At 48.9% G+C, this 16,270-nt stretch carries 17 protein-coding genes; 5 read left to right on the top strand and 12 right to left on the bottom strand.

Annotated elements, in window-relative coordinates:
* Positions 1–5 precede the first annotated feature (5 nt).
* The 3 genes from EXY25_RS09705 to EXY25_RS09715 form a co-directional block, all read right to left on the bottom strand.
* Positions 6–386, bottom strand: a complete 381-nt coding sequence (locus EXY25_RS09705) for a hypothetical protein (protein ID WP_130566580.1) — start codon at positions 384–386, stop codon at positions 6–8.
* A 104-nt stretch (positions 387–490) separates the two neighbouring features.
* Entirely contained in the window at positions 491–1,111 is a 621-nt protein-coding gene (locus EXY25_RS09710; RefSeq protein WP_130566581.1) for a helix-turn-helix transcriptional regulator, read from the bottom strand.
* Positions 1,112–1,358: 247 nt separating this feature from the next.
* Positions 1,359–3,224: an SGNH/GDSL hydrolase family protein gene (locus tag EXY25_RS09715; RefSeq protein ID WP_130566582.1), complete on the bottom strand. Its 1,866-nt coding sequence runs from the start codon at positions 3,222–3,224 to the stop codon at positions 1,359–1,361.
* Positions 3,225–3,323: 99 nt separating this feature from the next.
* Here EXY25_RS09715 and EXY25_RS09720 point away from each other — a divergent pair, with 99 nt between their 5' ends.
* The 4 genes from EXY25_RS09720 to EXY25_RS18755 all read left to right on the top strand — a co-directional run bounded on the left by EXY25_RS09720 (position 3,324) and on the right by EXY25_RS18755 (position 6,449).
* Positions 3,324–5,162 (top strand): carbamoyltransferase family protein, encoded by a 1,839-nt coding sequence (locus EXY25_RS09720; protein ID WP_130566583.1) that lies wholly within the window; start codon positions 3,324–3,326, stop codon positions 5,160–5,162.
* Between the two features lie 11 nt (positions 5,163–5,173).
* Positions 5,174–5,572 carry an SxtJ family membrane protein gene (locus EXY25_RS09725; protein WP_130566584.1) on the top strand — a complete coding sequence of 133 codons (399 nt, stop codon included), beginning with the start codon at positions 5,174–5,176 and terminating at the stop codon, positions 5,570–5,572.
* A complete protein-coding gene (locus EXY25_RS18750; protein WP_165419315.1) occupies positions 5,572–5,724 on the top strand; it encodes a DUF5989 family protein in 153 nt (50 codons plus the stop codon). The genes EXY25_RS09725 and EXY25_RS18750 overlap by 1 nt, the downstream gene beginning before the upstream one ends.
* A 401-nt stretch (positions 5,725–6,125) precedes the next feature.
* Positions 6,126–6,449 (top strand): hypothetical protein, encoded by a 324-nt coding sequence (locus EXY25_RS18755; RefSeq protein WP_165419316.1) that lies wholly within the window; start codon positions 6,126–6,128, stop codon positions 6,447–6,449.
* Positions 6,450–6,536: 87 nt separating this feature from the next.
* Here the strand turns inward: EXY25_RS18755 and EXY25_RS09730 are convergent, their stop codons facing one another.
* The gene (locus EXY25_RS09730) at positions 6,537–9,371 is read right to left on the bottom strand and encodes a glycine betaine ABC transporter substrate-binding protein (RefSeq protein WP_130566585.1); all 2,835 of its coding nucleotides are present in this window, start codon (positions 9,369–9,371) and stop codon (positions 6,537–6,539) included.
* Between the two features lie 178 nt (positions 9,372–9,549).
* A complete protein-coding gene (locus tag EXY25_RS09735; RefSeq protein WP_130566586.1) occupies positions 9,550–10,533 on the bottom strand; it encodes a nucleotidyltransferase family protein in 984 nt (327 codons plus the stop codon).
* 168 nt (positions 10,534–10,701) lie between these two features.
* Between EXY25_RS09735 and pdxH the strand changes: the two genes are divergently transcribed.
* Positions 10,702–11,349, top strand: a complete 648-nt coding sequence (pdxH, locus tag EXY25_RS09740) for a pyridoxamine 5'-phosphate oxidase (RefSeq protein ID WP_114338764.1) — start codon at positions 10,702–10,704, stop codon at positions 11,347–11,349.
* A 17-nt stretch (positions 11,350–11,366) separates the two neighbouring features.
* Here pdxH and EXY25_RS09745 read toward each other — a convergent pair whose 3' ends face one another.
* From EXY25_RS09745 to EXY25_RS18760, 7 genes are all read right to left on the bottom strand, one after another.
* Positions 11,367–12,077 (bottom strand): START domain-containing protein, encoded by a 711-nt coding sequence (locus EXY25_RS09745; protein ID WP_130566587.1) that lies wholly within the window; start codon positions 12,075–12,077, stop codon positions 11,367–11,369.
* Between the two features lie 13 nt (positions 12,078–12,090).
* Positions 12,091–12,351, bottom strand: coding sequence for a hypothetical protein (locus EXY25_RS09750; RefSeq protein WP_207232137.1), 261 nt, complete (start codon positions 12,349–12,351; stop codon positions 12,091–12,093).
* 30 nt (positions 12,352–12,381) lie between these two features.
* Positions 12,382–13,206 carry an SDR family NAD(P)-dependent oxidoreductase gene (locus tag EXY25_RS09755; protein ID WP_130566588.1) on the bottom strand — a complete coding sequence of 275 codons (825 nt, stop codon included), beginning with the start codon at positions 13,204–13,206 and terminating at the stop codon, positions 12,382–12,384.
* A 95-nt stretch (positions 13,207–13,301) separates the two neighbouring features.
* Complete coding sequence (locus tag EXY25_RS09760; RefSeq protein WP_114338761.1) at positions 13,302–14,129, bottom strand: HDOD domain-containing protein; 828 nt, start codon at positions 14,127–14,129, stop codon at positions 13,302–13,304.
* A gap of 177 nt (positions 14,130–14,306) precedes the next feature.
* Complete coding sequence (locus EXY25_RS09765; protein WP_130566589.1) at positions 14,307–14,897, bottom strand: hypothetical protein; 591 nt, start codon at positions 14,895–14,897, stop codon at positions 14,307–14,309.
* Between the two features lie 180 nt (positions 14,898–15,077).
* On the bottom strand, positions 15,078–15,812 hold the full coding sequence (locus EXY25_RS09770; RefSeq protein ID WP_130566590.1) for an SDR family oxidoreductase: 735 nt from the start codon (positions 15,810–15,812) through the stop codon (positions 15,078–15,080).
* Positions 15,809–15,961, bottom strand: a complete 153-nt coding sequence (locus EXY25_RS18760; RefSeq protein WP_165419317.1) for a hypothetical protein — start codon at positions 15,959–15,961, stop codon at positions 15,809–15,811. The genes EXY25_RS09770 and EXY25_RS18760 overlap by 4 nt, the downstream gene beginning before the upstream one ends.
* Between the last annotated feature and the right edge of the window lie 309 nt (positions 15,962–16,270).

The following is a 16,270-nucleotide window of genomic DNA, read 5'->3' on the forward strand; positions in this document are numbered from 1 at the left end:
CCAATTTATAGCGGATGTGGCTTGAGACGAAGCCAGCGATTGACCTGTCTTTCAAATCCGCTTGGCGTTAGCCATTCGCATATCATCGGCGCTAAATTAAGAATGAGCTTTTTTGCTGTGTGGGACAGTTGGTCTTGGTAAGGGCCTTCAGGTTTAAACCAGGTTGCTTGCCAGTATCCGCTGTGTTTGGCACTTTTGGTGACCAAAATCAGGTGACCCTGCCGGTCGCGAAAGCTGACGCCGCCATTTTGTTCTAGTTGGGCAACCACTTGATTGACCCAGTTGGCGGCATGCTTTAATGGTCGCCTAACTCTGACATCTTGCGGTGTCGTTTGCTGGTTTAGAGGGTATTGCTGTTTTTGTACTACTACTGGGGAGTGTTTCATCCGATCCCCCTTGCACCTGTCGGTGTCAACTAACCGTCTACACTATTATCGGCATGCAAAAAGCTTTCCTGAATACATATACGACCGCATTGAGAGGGAGGATCTTACATCCTCATGGTTATTTGGTAGGCGCAGCGCCTAGCACCTTCGAGTAAATATTCCGTTCTTTCTACCGTCCCATGCTCGCCAATACAGGTTTGAAACAGGCGCAGTTCTGCACGGCAAAAGCCTTGGCATTGTTGCGCTGCAGCACAGATAGGGCAATGATCTTCAATCAGCAACCAGCCGTTTTCTATCTGTTGAACCGACGCCATATATCCCTCTTTTTCTCTTAGCGCGGCAAGTTTTTGCACTCTTTGGGCCAGCGGTAGGTCACTAAGTGCAGCTAAATAGGCGGCAGTAAGCTCGCTCTCTCGTTTGGCTATCAGCTGGTCTAATCCATCGTCACCAAACACGGCTTTAACCGAATCAATCAGCTGCAGAGTTAGATCGGCATGGCGATCAGGAAAACGGGCATGTCCCTTGTCGCTGAGTTGCCAAAAGCGATTGGGACGGCCTTTTTTACTGGCGATATCTTCATAGCTAACCAGCGCTTGCGCAGCCAGTTGTTGCAAGTGTTTTCTCGCCCCCATGGAGGTCATTTCAAGTATTTCGCCACACTGCTGCGCCGTCAGTGCACCGCGGGTTTTTAGCAGGTACAACAGCTTATCTGCACTTGCTTGCATAGGAACTCCTTGATTCTCAGCCCGATGCCAGCTTTGGCCATGGGAGCGGGTGGTCAATGTAGGGTGTGACCATTTATTAAATAAACATATTAGTTAACATAGATGGTCATTAGAATGAAGTAAACATGTGCGTTTATTTAAACATTGGCGACAGCGGTTTAGGTCTGTCGGTGGGAACGCTGCGTTGACGATAAATGACGGCCGCACCACGTTAAGGTCGTGATACTACGGCCGTTAATATCGCGCTTTACTGTTTTGCTGCTTGAATGGTTCGTTCCAAGCTTTTAATCACGGGGTCGTTTCCCAGTTGTTGCTGCAATATTTCCAGCTCGGCGTTTGCTTGTTGGCTGGCGCCGGTGTTGGCCAAGGCGTAAATTAAGGCTTTTCTTGCTTCACTATTGCGTGGTTCCAGCGCCAAGGCTTTATGTAGATACTTGATTGCCCGCGGGTACTCTTTTAAACCGAGGAATAGCATCCCTGACGCGAATTGCGGCCCATGTTGACTGGGGAACGCTTGTGCCAGCATACGTGCCACGATGAGGGCCTGTGGGTGATCTTGCTGCTGCCGGTAATAGCCGAGCAAGCTTTGCATGTTGGCGATCCAACCCTGCTGCCCTGACTGGCGGGCTAGTGCCAGCTGGGTCACTGTGTCGTTGGGCGTCGGGAAACTCACTTTGTATGGTGTGGCGGTAAATGGAAAGTCCGCTTTTAACGTGGCGATTTTATAGTCTGCCAGTATCGCGTCTACCTCTGTTATCGGCACTTCGCGCCACGCTTTTGCACTTGGCTGGGCTTGCGACCAATCTTGCAGAAGAGCAGTTTTCTTCATGGTATTAAAATAACTTTCTGCCAGAAGAAAATAGCCGCGTTTATTGGGGTGTAAGTGTTCCAGCATCAAACTATTGCCGATGATGCCGTCTTTTGAGTGCATAACGAAATATTGCTGTACATCGACTAACGGCGCAGAAAACTGCTCAGCCACATTTTTGATGATGGTATTCATCTCTTCAGGGGCGCGAAAACGCAGTTGATCGCGATCTTTTGCCGCCAATAACGCGTTGCGCGCTGCTTCGTTTTCTCCGCTGGCGAGCAGTGCTTGGCCGACGGCAAACCAGCTGTTTGCGGTATCAAATTGTTGTGCTAATTGGCTAGCGGCAGCTAATGCATTGGGGTACTGACCATCCGCCATTGCTTGTTCATAAACTTGCCATTTCTGTTGCCACGCAGTCGTTGATTCTTTTGTTGGATCACTGACAAACGGCTTTTGGTCACCTTCATTACTGGCCAACGTGCCTAGCATCACCGGGATATTGGCTTGCTGATATTTACTCAGGATTAACTGCAAGTTACTGGCGAACTGTTGCTGCCCTTGATCGAAGATCTCAGATTGGTAGGGGATTTCGCGATTTGCGGCTGCTTTTGCCATTAATGTGCTGCGGGCGGCGCCACCTTGAGCGGCGGGTGGTGCAGGGCTGAATAGGCCCATAACCCGTTGCATTAATTGATAGATGCGGAGATCTTTTAATTTTAAAAACAAAAGCTTGGCACCATGGCTTTGGGCTGAAGTGAGTGCTGAACCCGCGCCCATGACACCAATGTACTCGTTATGGCCAGCATAGATAAGCACGGCATCCGGTTGGATGGCGATGATCTCATCGACTAGGTCGAGCATGGTGTAGCTATTGACCGCACTCATGGCCGTGGTGATCACTTCTATATCTTTGTCTGGAAAACTGGCTTCCAGCCGGTCATTCAACATGCCGGCTAAACCACCCCAACGGCCATAAGGAAAACCTGCCGCGCTAGAGCCACCTTGAACGACTACGCGGAACGTTGCCGCTGGCTTTTCTTTTTTGAAGTAGATCGTATCAATGCTGACATTCGGTGCTTGTTTGGGGTCGTTGAAATAGCGTTTGATCACCTGATCGCTGGCTTGCAGATAGCCAGGCATTCCTTTGGCGTCAACGAACAGCGGGTAGGTGTGGCCAAAACCTACGGCTCTTAAAATGAGCTCAAGCAGGACAAAAAATATGACGGGGCTCAGCAAAGTCAGGATTAGAAATAGACGAGATCTAGATTTGATATTGTGAGAACCCATAAATGCGTTGGCCATCTTAAGTTTTTAAGCGCCTCACACTAGCTAAAACTGGTCGTTGCTTCAATGTTGGCGGGGCTCTAGACTGCCCGCACTCCCAGAAGTGTGAAGCAGGACATGACCCGAATTCTTGGTATCTCCGCCCTCTACCATGACAGTGCTGCGGCACTGGTTGAAGATGGGCAGATTATTGCAGCAGCACAGGAAGAGAGATTTAGTCGTAAAAAGCACGACCCCTCGTTTCCTGTGCAGTCGATCCAGTATTGCCTGGATACCGCAGGCTGTCAGTTGATCGATCTTGACCATATCGTTTTTTACGACAAGCCGTTGCTTAAGTTTGAACGCTTACTGGAAACCTATATGGCGTCAGCACCTCGGGGATTTGCCTCGTTCGTGCGGGCGATGCCGATCTGGCTGAAAGAGAAGTTGTATCTTAAGAGCCTATTACGTCGCGAATTGAGCCAGATGTCTGGCGTTAGCAAGGCTGAACTACCCAAACTGCTGTTTGCTGAACACCATCAATCCCATGCAGCTTCCGCGTTTTTTCCTAGCCCGTTTGAAAAAGCCGCTGTGCTTTGTCTTGATGGTGTTGGCGAATGGGCGACCAGTAGCGCCTGGTTGGGTGAGGGTAATGATCTGCAGCCGCTCTGGGAGATCCGTTTTCCCCACTCACTCGGGTTGCTTTACTCCGCATTCACTTATTACTGCGGCTTTAAGGTGAATTCTGGCGAATATAAGTTGATGGGCTTAGCCCCTTATGGTGAGCCCAAATACGCAGATCTTATCCGTAAACACCTTATCGACATTAAGGCTGATGGTAGCTTCCGTTTAGATTTGAGTTACTTCAGTTATGTGACGGGTAGCACCATGACATCTTCTAAGTTTCATCAGCTTTTCGGCGGCGAGCCCCGTAGTGAAGAGTCTGATGTGTCACAGAAAGAGATGGATCTGGCACGTTCGATCCAGGTGGTCACCGAAGAGGTGGTAATTAAACTCGCGCAAAGCCTGAAAGCTGAAACCGGTTGCGAGAATATTTGCCTCGCTGGGGGAGTGGCCCTCAATTGTGTCGCCAACGGCAAACTACTGGAAGCCGGCGTTTTCAACGATATCTGGATCCAGCCTGCCGCAGGGGATGCTGGTGGGGCGTTGGGTGCTGCCATGTCGGGTGTGTATCAGCATTGTGGCCAGCCACGGGAGTTGAACGGCACGGATCTGCAGCAGGGCAGTTACCTGGGGCCAGAATACAGTGATGATGATGTTGACAAGATACTTCAACAACGGGGGCTGCCGGCCGAGTTGTTAGATGATGGTCGCCTGATGCAGAAAGTGGCAGGCGAGTTGGCATCTGACCGCGTGATTGGCTGGTTCCAAGGTCGAATGGAATTTGGTCCTCGTGCTTTAGGTAATCGTTCGATCCTTGGTGATCCACGCAGCCAACAGATGCAGTCGGTGATGAACTTAAAGATCAAATATCGCGAGTCATTCCGACCGTTCGCGCCATCGGTGTTGGCTGAAAATGTCACTGACTACTTCAATATGGATTGTGCCAGCCCCTACATGCTGCTGGTCGCCGACGTCGCTAAACAGCATCATCTACCGGAAGGCGACGACATGCCCGCATTTGGCATTGAGCGGTTGAAATATCAACGCTCAACCCTGCCTGCTATCACCCATGTGGACTATTCGGCAAGGGTGCAGACGGTGCATCAAGAAACCAACCCGAAATACCATCAGTTGATTAGCGCCTTTGCTGAGCAAAGCGGTGTACCTATGGTGATTAATACCTCGTTTAATGTGCGTGGTGAACCCCCGGTATGCAGCCCTGATGACGCTATCGACTGCTTTTTATCGACAGAGATGGATACCTTGGTGCTGGGTCATTGGCGCCTCGACAAAGCCGATATGCCTGCAGAGGCGATTGCTACGGCAAAACAACGGGAGTTTGAACTCGACTAATGAATGCGCCCATGATTGAGGCAGACAATAAAACTGAACTGCGTAAATTTGGTTTAGGTTTTGCTGCGCTGCTGGCCCTGTTCTTCTGGGCCTTGTTGCCCTGGTGGTTTGGTTATGAGCGTTCATTGTGGCCAGTTTATGCTGGCTCATTGATTGCGTTGATTGCTTTGCTACTGCCAGTGGCTATCTACCCGCTATTTCGGGTATGGATAGTGATCGCGCTGGCGTTAGGTTGGATCAATACGCGGCTGATTTTGGGCGTGGTATTCTTCCTGCTCTTATTGCCATTGGGTAGCTGGTTGTACTGGCGTGGCAAATTGCACTTTAAGCAGGGTTTTGATCCCAAAAGAGACAGTTACAAAGAGCGCCGCCAAGCGCTGGACAAGAAACAGATGGAGAACCCTTTCTAATGGTAGAGTTTATCGGTGACCTGTGGCGTTTTATGCGGGTAAGAAAAAAGATGTGGTTATTGCCGATTGTGGTGATCTTGGCGTTACTTGGCTCTTTGGTTGTTGTGACACAACAGAGCGCACTGGCAACATTTATCTATACGCTGTTTTAGGCGCGCGCATTTAACTGCAATAAAAATCACGATAGAACTCGTGATAAAAAAGAGGCACTTCGAGTGCCTCTTTTTTTATGTGCATCATGCCCCCTCGCTTATTCATCGGCGATAAAATCAATCGGGCTGGTGGTGCCTGCATGGCGATCACCCACCACATGGGTGTAGGTCTAGGTTGTCTTTAAGTTGGTTTGTCCGAGTCACTCTTGCACCATTCTAATGTCGGTTCCCTTGAGAGCCGAGTTCTTAGTTTTATATTTCAAAACGTCAAAACCTGTATAGAAGACTGTGACCTAACTGCTTGATAGGGTTAAAGTTAGATAGGTATAGTGGAGCCAATTCAAATGGACGGTGGCAGGTGTTGATACTGACCGCGGTCTAGAACGCTGTTATAAGCCATTATGAGTTTGAGTAATCGCCCAAAAGATCTGCGTATTCTGAAATTGCTGCTCTGGCTCGGAGTGCCTGCTGGACTAGTCATAGCTGTTGCCGCAGCAATGCACGGCGATGGTTTCATTCTTTTTATGGTGGTGACCGTGGGTCTCATGCTTCTTGGAGGAGCACTTGTTGACCGAAGCAAAAGGTTCCAACTTGCGAAGAAGAAGTACAAGAATGGCCTCTTTCCGGCGTTTCGAATGTACTATGGCTTGTTTGTGTTGTTCCTAGCTTGCTCAAGTGGAGCAGTCGGATTTACTATAATTTCTACTTTGGGCAATGGCTTATAACAAGCCAACTCACGCAGATGGATTTTCGTAGGTTTTCGTCGCTTCGCTCCTTAGGTTAGCCTGCTCTATCCGCCCATACTTTGGGCGTTAATTAACCTGATCTTTTTCAGGTAACCGAAATCCCGTTAGCCATTCCAAAACCGTGTCTTGATGATTGCTGATCCACTGCTGGGCGACCTCTTCAGTTGGTTGTCCAGCTTTGACCTGTGCCATCATGGTGACTAACTCTTCGTTACTGATGGCAAAACTATTAAGTAACGTCACCAATTCGTGGGATTTAGTCGCCAAACTGCTGCGATAAGCCAGTTTGATGTGGGTTTTTGGCCAAGACGTACCTGTACTAGGTGCTTTGCTGTGGCGGGGCTGCAGGATAGCTGCCCAGTTTTTCGCATCATGGGTTGATTCGTTGAGGAAGTGAACGTGCTGATCAATAAACAGGGCATCTGGGTAGTAGCAGAAGAACAGACTGGCTTTTTGACTCTGATTATTACGCTCCACCAGCATCTGCAACACATCTGGGTCAAACACATGGTAGTTGTAGTGGCTATCTAAACCGTAGGCTGAAAGGCGGCGCTGCTCTATGTCGACGGATGCCCAGCCTTTGGCGCCCACCCATATATCACCTTTGCCATCGCCGGACAGATCAAACTGTTTGGCGATAGCGGGACTTGATAGATCTGACATAGAGATGGGATGCGCAGAGGTAAAGTCGGTGTAACACAACCCTTGTGATCCGGTGACCGATTGCTGACCTAAGGCGACAGAGCCAAAGGCTTTTACGTAGCGGCGTATCATATCTGGGTTGTTCTCAACCCAGAGGTCTGGATGAATGTCGATGATGCCATCCTCATCGTCCATCGCTCGAAATGCTTGCTCGCTGGACACCGAGATCACCGATGCGTTTAGCTCTGTGTGATGATTGATGATCCCTGCCAAAATATGGCTTTTTATCTGTGCCGCTGGCCAATCCAATAGCGCGATATTGACTTCCGTTTCCTGGATGCTGCGTGTTGAGGTAAGGGGAGATGTTTCCAGTGAACGTTGCTCTTGCAGGGATTCGTAAAGAAAACCGTAGCCAAATCCGAAGAATAGGAACGCAAACACACTGAAGATCCAATAGGCGCGGCCGCGGGTTTCTATATTGCCTGATTTGAGTGTGATCGCCTGGTGGATCTCCTGCTTGACGGTCTGCTCAGTATTGGCTTCATCCTTATCGGGAAGTTGCTGTTCTACATAGGTCACAAGATTGGTACACACCATGGCATGGTCGTGTCTGATCTGGGCGTATCTGTCCCGCTCAAAAATGATCAGTAGCAGATAGATCATTGAGGCACCGACTATTAAGGCGAATAGTCCTGCGGATAGGGTGTCAGGACGAAATACCAGAGAAAAGAAAACGTTGGTGGCACCAAGTAGGATTAAAATGACGAACTCTTCTGGCGGGATCCGGTCGCTTTCCATCGTCAGCAGTTTGTCGCCCACCTTAAACAACCCAAGCACGCGTTCGCGTACCTCTTCATCTTGTTTGAGTTGTGGCAGCACATTGTATTTAATACTTTCGGCTGTTTTCTGGTTACTCGCTAACTGTTGAAAACTCGAAAACGCTCGCAGAAAACTGTGCATATTCCAAAGCACGTACTGTTTGATTTCATTCAGGTACGCAGGGGGGGGACAGGCTTTGTCTTGGCCTTCATCAGTTGCCGAACGTTGTTCTAATAGACCGATTACTTGTTCGTTGAACTCGCCGAGTAGGCTTTCACGCTCGCGGTTAAGTGAGGTGGTTCTATCCAGTGCAAAAGTTGCCAGTAGGACGAAGAACACTGTTGATACGGCCAATAGATCGTAATAGTGGTTGATGGTGGCGACAGGCGCAAACAGGATCCAGATGCCGATGGTGCAAACGGAGACAAAAAGCACGAGCAATGAAGATCGCAGAGGATATTTGAGTGCCAGGAAAATGTTTGAGGATACGATCAGGGCGGAGGCGACGGCCTCATATTGATTCAGCATACGCCCCTGCATTACCGCCAGGATAAGCACTGCGCCTACAGGCATTAGGTACCACAATGCGCTAATGGATGCGTTATCTGCATTAAACACGGATAGGTCATAGAGCAAGCTGCCCAAGGCCAGAATGACGATGCCGACGAAGGCGAGCAGTAACAAATTGCTCATGCTGGTACTGGGGATCGTCTCGCCTGAATATAGCAATACCAGGATCAATAGCGGGGCGGCAACCAACCTGACGCCTGCCTCTGTCAGTAAGCCGCGTTTAAAGCTGCTGAGATTGAGTGAACGCTGTTCTGATATCGTGCTCCATGCATCCATACACTTCATGCGGAAATAGCAGTTGATGGCCATTGCTAAGCCTCCTGCCGCAGCTAATCCCATGGTTTTCAGCATCGGGCTGTCGAGTAGTAGCCAGTCTGCGATATCAACATTGGGTGCAGTGAGTACCAGAAACCCCGCGAACGCTGCGCCAGAAAATACATAGTCGTTAATGGATGTTTTGCGCTTGTCGCGCCGCAGGGCGCTATCGATATAGAAAAATAGGATCGGCCAGGTTTCAAAGACCAGAATGGCTATCACATCAAACTCTTCGGAAACACTCAATGCGGCGTATAGCAACAGGTGATTGGCGCAAATCAAGATGCCAGAAAAGAGGGTGGGCGCAGAGACTGTTTTAAATGTTGCTGGTGTGGCGACATTCGCCAACGGGATCTTATCCTTGCCGATAAAGAGTGTCGCGACGCAGGCGAGCGTGCAGATAGCAGCAAATGAATGAGCAACGGCAGCGACATAGAAGACACTGGTTTGATCAACCAGATAATTGACGACAGGCGGATAGAGCATCCAAAGCCCGACGGCGGTGATCATCAAGGCGACAGGGTGGCGGAATAATCCACTGAAAATCGAATGCACTGAGTTGCTCTCCAGAACCTATAGTGACAAGCACTTTTTATCGGTTCAGTTTATCTGAATAAGTTATTCATTATTATGATTTTGTGGCAGCTAATTTAGATGATGAGAGCATGATCTATGTTGGCCACAGCAGATACCTGAAAGCGCTGCTTTACTGCCCAGTGACCAGAACGTGTTGTTATGGATCTTTAGATGGGCTTGCTGATACTTCATCCGCCGTCAGCTCAGCGCCTAACTCTTCCACTTCTTCTAGCGTATCAATATCTTTTGCTAGCTCTAGGGCATCCACTACGGGCAGATAAACCAGCGGCCTGCGGTGACGCACGCGGCGGCGGGCTTTGATCAGTATTTTCCGCAGGCGTCTCTCCAACGTGTGCTGGGCGATGGAACCCGAAGCCAGTTCTCTGGCACCCGCAATGGCATTGCTCAGTACCGTGGTGGTGAGATGCGGTAGCTTGAACTTGGCTAACTGCTTGAGATCCTCTTTGATGAGAAACCAGAGGGCACCACGGATCATGGTGCTTTTCCGCTGCTCTATTCCACGGTTGCGAGTTTGGTAGGCGAGTCTTGTTAGGGTGAAAATCAGTCTCAGGCGCAGCGCTTTGGGGTTGATGATCAGTAAGTGGCTGGGCAGTACGGTGGTTGGCTCGGTATCGCCTGTGGGGATGACTTGGTACTTGGGTTTCCAGCCGGATGAGCCTAGTTGCTCTGTTTGTTCCGGTACTTTGATCAATGGAAAGAAAATATCACTGTGACCCGATTGACGATATAGCTCGGTGAGCTGCTTGAGTGTCTCGGGATCAGGTAATACGTCGCAGGCAAAGAAAGCAACGGGATCATTTGGATGCAATAGCGATACGCTTTGCAGTGCGGCATCAACATTCTCATCTAGTTTGCCGTCAGTGTCGATGATATGTGCCAGATCCGATACCGGTTGATAGACGTTCATCGGGCCGGCGATGTAGATGGGGCCAAACATGCCACAGGCGTTAATACGCTCAATGATCACTTCGATAATCGGGCGATTGTTGATCCGTATAGCCATGCCTTTATACGCGGACAACGCGTGCTTATCGCTGACATCGTCCGGCAGCTTTGCCGGGCGTTGATCTTTACCCCCCAATATCACCAAGGGGATTGGAAAGTGAGCCGTTTGATTCATCGCTGGACGCTTTTTTATCTTCCTCTTTCCTACGGTTGATCATTTTATAAGGTGGAGCGGTTAAAATTTCAACAGCTTAGAGGGGTTCAGCTTACAGTTTTATTGGTCTAAATAGGTTGCTCTGCCGTAAACTATGGAAAACATTTTCTATTTTTCAAGCGGCTACCTATGAGTGATTTAAGTGATCTTCGGCGCGAATACACCGCAGGCGGGTTGAGTGAGGCGGAACTACCCGACACGCCATGGCCATTGTTTGAGCGTTGGATGCAGCAAACTTGCGATGCTAAATTGACTGATCCAACGGCGATGGTGGTGGCGTCGGTTGATGAGCGTGGCCAACCTTTTCAGCGTATTGTTTTGCTGAAGCGTTTCGATGCTCAGGGATTTATCTTTTATACCAATTTGGGTAGCCGTAAGGCGGCGCACCTGGCTGCTAATCCTCGTATCTCGCTACTTTTTCCTTGGCATGCACTTGATCGCCAAGTGGCTGTTTGTGGGCAGGTAGAGCAGTTAAGCAATACTGAAGTTTTGAAGTACTTTGTGACTCGCCCCCGTGATAGCCAAATAGCTGCTTGGGTGTCAAAGCAGAGCAGTCGTATCAGCGCGCGGCAGGTGCTTGAGTCTAAGTTTATGGAGATAAAACAGAAGTTCTCCAAAGGGGAGGTACCGTTGCCAAGTTTTTGGGGCGGCTATCGAATTGTGCCTGAAACCATCGAGTTTTGGCAGGGTGGCGAACATAGGCTGCATGATCGCTTCCTCTACTCTAAAGCGATGGAAGGTGAAGACCTCTGGCAAATTGAGCGATTGGCGCCCTAGGCGTTTGTCGTTTGAATCTATTGATGACGGGCGGTGGCTCTGGTCACTGCTGTTTCTTCAGCTAATAGTGCGTTGCACGGCTTAGATTGGAACTCTCTGCGCTTGGGAACTTCAGGGTTGGCAAACCGATACTCATTTCTTTTTAACTGGCGTTTCAGTTTGGTGAAGGTATTAAATAACGCTTGTATTCCCACTTTGTTAGTCAAGAAGTAGGGCATGTTTCCTGAGGGATTGGTAAATCCCTCATATCTGACCTTAATCGTGTTGCCTTCCAGCGGGCTGATCTGCCAACAGGCTTCTGCATCAAGCATTCTTAGGTAGCCTTCTTGCGTAGGAAACGCGTTCGGGCGTGACTCTGCGGCTAAATATAACACCCCTGAATCGGGCTCTTGCCAATAACGTGATGCGGTGACCAAATCTCGTTTGTTGACCGGCCACGGCGGGCTGAATCGCGTGTGTACCAAGTGTCGATTGGGCGGTTGAAAGATGATCACATCAGCCCCTTCGGCATGCTCAACCCAATCAGGATTCGCCTCCGTGTGCAACAGCAGGGTGAGAAAAGCGCCGCGGGTTGCTTCCACCTGTATTTCCGCTCTGAATTTCTGAAACGGTGGGTTATCCATTGACTGGGTATAGATATCCACGCCTCTTTCTGACAGCTGCAATTGCCAATCTTTCGCTTGCGAAGAAAAGGCGATGAAGATGATTGCAACGACAAAAATGGGCATTATTTACGGATACCTATGGTGGAGAGACTTTTTGTTGTTTGCTGTTCTCATCGGGCTCTTTGTATCCGAGCACTTGCGGATGACTACAGGCATTACAAGCATTGGAAAAAGAGTTCCACTCACCTGTTTCAAGGTAACCATCTACCGGGTTGTAATCCATGGTGCATATTTGCGGTCTGGGATCTGTGCATGCTTGTTCAAACGGCTGTTGTGTTGTTTCATCGCTGCATCCGAATAACAACAAGCAAGCAACTAGTGGGGCGACAAACTTCATTTTACTTTCCTCAAATTGAACTGGTACAGATTAACCTAAGCCAAATGCCCTTTTTAATAATTTGTGCCTTAACCGTCTTGGTACCAGATAAGCCAACAGGGGTAGCAGTCGAGCGCCATGGCCATAACGAATTAGCAGAGGTGGTCCTCCGGGTCTTAACAATTCTCTGACTACATGATCAGCAAATTGTTTTGCGGGAGTCGCATTTTGTTGCGACATGGCTGTCCGTTTTGCGATCCCGGCCGAATAATCAGCATATTCGCTATTGATATCGGGTAGCGCTGACTCTGCGGCGTTAGCAAAATTTGATGCAATAGCACCCGGTTGTACCGTGACTACCTTGATATTGAACGGCGCCAGTTCCATCTGAAGCGCCTCATCGACAGCATGAAGCGCGGCTTTTGAAGCACAATAAACTCCTGCAAACGGCGTGACCGTGATCCCTGATACGCTACCGATATTAACCAGGCAGCCATGACCTTGGCGCTTCATCTGCTTGGCTGCTAACTGGCATAAACGGAGTGGTGCAAACAGGTTAACGTCGAACTGGTGACGTAGCTGTTTTTCACCAACTGCCAGCATAGGTCCCATCTGTCCATAACCGGCGTTATTTATCAGCATATCGATATGTCCAAAGTCGTCAGACACTTGCTGTAACAGGGCTTCGCACGCGCTTTTGTCTGTGACATCGAGTGGCAGGGCATGTGCACCTAAAGCGACCAGCGAGGAGAGTGAGGCCGGATCTCTCGCTGTGGCAATCAACGAGACACCCTGCTTGAGCAGGGCTTCAGCGAGTGCTTTGCCGATACCACTGCTGGCACCCGTGATGACTATGATAGGTGTTGGAACAGACATTGAAGCCTAATCGCTAACTGACTGATCTTAGAGCGTAACGCGACAAGATCGCGGAAACAACAAGCTTCTACATGGTTATCGAGATAGAGGTGCGTTTATGCGACTTTTATTGGTTGCAACATACGTAGCTCTGTCAGACGTTCACGCCACTCTTCTTGTGTGTCCATATTGAAACCTAACTGGATCGCTATCTCTGGTTGGTTTAGTAGCGCCAGACGAATAAAATCGTTACGGCAAAGGCTTGTTCCTTCGACAGGTAGATCTGCAAGCCCTTTGGCGTAGTCAGAGCCCATGCCCCACAGGGTCAGTACTGAGCGAAGCATACCTCGGTTATATAGCAGTGCGGTGCGTTCCAACGGCAGGTCCGTATGCTCTGCCAATAGTTCACTTTCTCTGGCGGCGATAGATAGAATGGCAAGTGCGCCGGAAAAGTAGAGCACACTGGCAGTTAAGACGTCAGCGATTGCGACAGGAAAATGGTGCTCAGGTAAGCGGCCACGCCTTTTCCAGTAGGCTTCGGATGCGTCTTTGACCAACTGCCAGCTCCGTTGCCAATTCGTTTGTAACAGGGGACGCATTTCCCGCGGTACGTGCTGATCTTGATGCAGCTGTCGACTCGCATAGAGTAGCGAAGTCTTGGCTACTCTTTGGAGGCCTAAGCGTTTAATGGAATCCTCAATGCGGGTACATTCGTTCCAGCCAAACCCATACATGGCTGAGTTAGCCATCTGCAACAGGTAGCCGGCAAATGCGGGGTCTTGCACGACGGCGCTGGAGACCTGACCGATGCTGCTATCATCTTCGTTACATAGGCGGCGAACTTCCAATACGTTTTGCGGTAGCGCCAACAAAGAGCCCTGTTCAGGGCCTAATTGGCGCTTCAATGCGGGTAACAATGCTTTGATGAGATTATTTGGAGTCATATGCGGCCTACTGCTCTCTGGCTCGCTCAATAAATGAACGCGTGTAAAAATTCCTGACACTAGTTTAGTGCATTTACTATCCAAGTGTTAAATCTATTTCGTGATCCATAACGACAAACAGTTATGAAGCAGGCTAAATTGAGAACATGGTAGCCAAATTAGCTACCATGTTATCGATTACTGTCGGTAACGTTGTCCGAGCAAGCCTAGCAGCATAAGCACTGTTAGCACGATAGCTGATGTTGCTGGAGTGGCAATATTTGGGACGCTATCTACGACTTTGAGTGAGATATCCCCGAAATATGCCTCGGAGTCATCATCACCGCGAATAAAATTACCGAATGCACCAAATTCAGCAACGTACATGTTTTCAAATTCACTATTTTCCAGTGCTTCGTCTGAACCTTCAAGTTCGATATCCAGATAGATATCGAAGAGATTATCTGGACGAGATGCACCTCTGGTGAACCCTTCAATGACTAAGACAAACGATCCTAAGTCGTCATCATAGACAAACCAAGGTAGATCCCATTCGCCTTCTATCATGGGGTCAGATCTGAGCCAGAAATAGTCAGAATCGCCAGATGATGAAAAAACGGCTTCGATCTGTTCGGCGTCACTATCGACAATGATCCATCCTGAAAACTCAGAGTTGTGATCAGGAATATCAGTCGTTAGAACACCTACAAAATCAAATTGAAGCAATGCGGCTTTGGTGGCGCATATAGGCATCAAACTGAGTAATAAAACGATGATAACGCGGGTCACGACAAGCTCCTTCTCTAGTGGGGATCCTAGTTAGCCAATAGACATTTGTATGATTATTAGCCATATCTCTGACTTTAGCAGGAATATCGGCTGCTGCTACAGCAAAAGTAAAATAAAAAAACCGCACTGTAAAATATAGTTTTATCAATACGTTAACTAAATTAGTCTACGCTTACATTTCTACCAAGGAAGCTCGCTACCATCCCAAGCTAAGAATTTCCCCGTATGAGATTGAGTCAACTGACTTGATAATCGAAGTAGATGACTAGCGGTATAAGCGGGACTGAATAGTTTGTCGCTATCGACATTGGCCTGAAATGGCGCGGATAGCGGGGAGTCTGTGGTACCTGGGTGCAGTGCGACGCATATGGTATTCATTCGTTTTCGTTGCCATTCAATGGCAAGATTTTTCACGCCCATGTTGAGCGCTGCTTTTGCCATACGGTAGCCGTACCAGCCTCCTAAGCGGTTATCACTGATACTGCCAACTCTGGCAGAAAGTGCTGCAAATATGCTTTGACCACGACTATTTCTGAGTAAGGGTTCTGCATGCTTGGCTACTAGTAGCGGCCCGACGGCGTTAACTAACCAGCTGTGGGTCATATGAGCCGAAGTTAGCTGAGTCAAAGACTTCTCCGGGCGGATCACTCCCTCATGCAACATTCCCGAACAAATATAAATCTTTTCGATGCTCGGCCACTGCTGGGCGATGTTGGCAAAACAGCTTTCGATTGACGCTTCAGATTCAAGGTTAAGTTCGAGCTGCGTAATTTTGCCACTGCTTGATTGTTTGCTCGGTGAGCGATGGGTCACGACGATGCCCTCGCAATGCTTATCATTGGCTAGCTGGTCAGCGAGAGCAGTGCCAATGGATCCGCCACCAATAACAACTGCACGGAAATCGCTGGTTGTCACTTTGCTTTGTCCGTTAGTTGAGTGTCGGTGTCGGCACGGGAGTCGTGATCATCATCCGCCGTTGTTTCTTGCCTGGCGGGCAACTCTTGTTTCATTTCGATCATCTCAAACTCAAATCGTTCTTCTAACGTTTCTTTGGGGACCTTCATCGTCTACTCACTTATCACCGTGTGCTTTTGAAAGCGGGTTAATTTGGTTACACCAGATAAAACGCAGTGGACAGAAATATTTACGCCGCTGACGCCTATTTGGATCTGGTTTAATGAGGTTTTTCGGTCACAAGTTGTTTGTAATGGAAGTTGTGTGCCAATGTGAGATATTCGGAATGACTATCTAAGTTCAGAAGTGAATTCCTTTAATTAAATTAAGATATAACAGAAGGTTACATTTGTTTTCTCAATAGGGGTATTTTGCTGGTGTCTGCGGAAAAAAAGCTTAGTTAGATCTCGCTTCTCGCC

The sequence above is a fragment of the Corallincola spongiicola genome, assembly GCF_004284785.1.
Lineage (GTDB): Bacteria > Pseudomonadota > Gammaproteobacteria > Enterobacterales > Neiellaceae > Corallincola > Corallincola holothuriorum.

Coding starts and splice junctions, on each gene's coding strand:
- EXY25_RS09705 (WP_130566580.1), bottom strand. CDS start 386: ATGAAACACTCCCCAGTAGTAGTACAAAAACAGCAATACCCTCTAAAC.
- EXY25_RS09710 (WP_130566581.1), bottom strand. CDS start 1,111: ATGCAAGCAAGTGCAGATAAGCTGTTGTACCTGCTAAAAACCCGCGGT.
- EXY25_RS09715 (WP_130566582.1), bottom strand. CDS start 3,224: ATGGCCAACGCATTTATGGGTTCTCACAATATCAAATCTAGATCTCGT.
- EXY25_RS09720 (WP_130566583.1), top strand. CDS start 3,324: ATGACCCGAATTCTTGGTATCTCCGCCCTCTACCATGACAGTGCTGCG.
- EXY25_RS09725 (WP_130566584.1), top strand. CDS start 5,174: ATGATTGAGGCAGACAATAAAACTGAACTGCGTAAATTTGGTTTAGGT.
- EXY25_RS18750 (WP_165419315.1), top strand. CDS start 5,572: ATGGTAGAGTTTATCGGTGACCTGTGGCGTTTTATGCGGGTAAGAAAA.
- EXY25_RS18755 (WP_165419316.1), top strand. CDS start 6,126: ATGAGTTTGAGTAATCGCCCAAAAGATCTGCGTATTCTGAAATTGCTG.
- EXY25_RS09735 (WP_130566586.1), bottom strand. CDS start 10,533: ATGAATCAAACGGCTCACTTTCCAATCCCCTTGGTGATATTGGGGGGT.
- pdxH (WP_114338764.1), top strand. CDS start 10,702: ATGAGTGATTTAAGTGATCTTCGGCGCGAATACACCGCAGGCGGGTTG.
- EXY25_RS09745 (WP_130566587.1), bottom strand. CDS start 12,077: ATGCCCATTTTTGTCGTTGCAATCATCTTCATCGCCTTTTCTTCGCAA.
- EXY25_RS09750 (WP_207232137.1), bottom strand. CDS start 12,351: ATGAAGTTTGTCGCCCCACTAGTTGCTTGCTTGTTGTTATTCGGATGC.
- EXY25_RS09755 (WP_130566588.1), bottom strand. CDS start 13,206: ATGTCTGTTCCAACACCTATCATAGTCATCACGGGTGCCAGCAGTGGT.
- EXY25_RS09760 (WP_114338761.1), bottom strand. CDS start 14,129: ATGACTCCAAATAATCTCATCAAAGCATTGTTACCCGCATTGAAGCGC.
- EXY25_RS18760 (WP_165419317.1), bottom strand. CDS start 15,961: ATGAAGGTCCCCAAAGAAACGTTAGAAGAACGATTTGAGTTTGAGATG.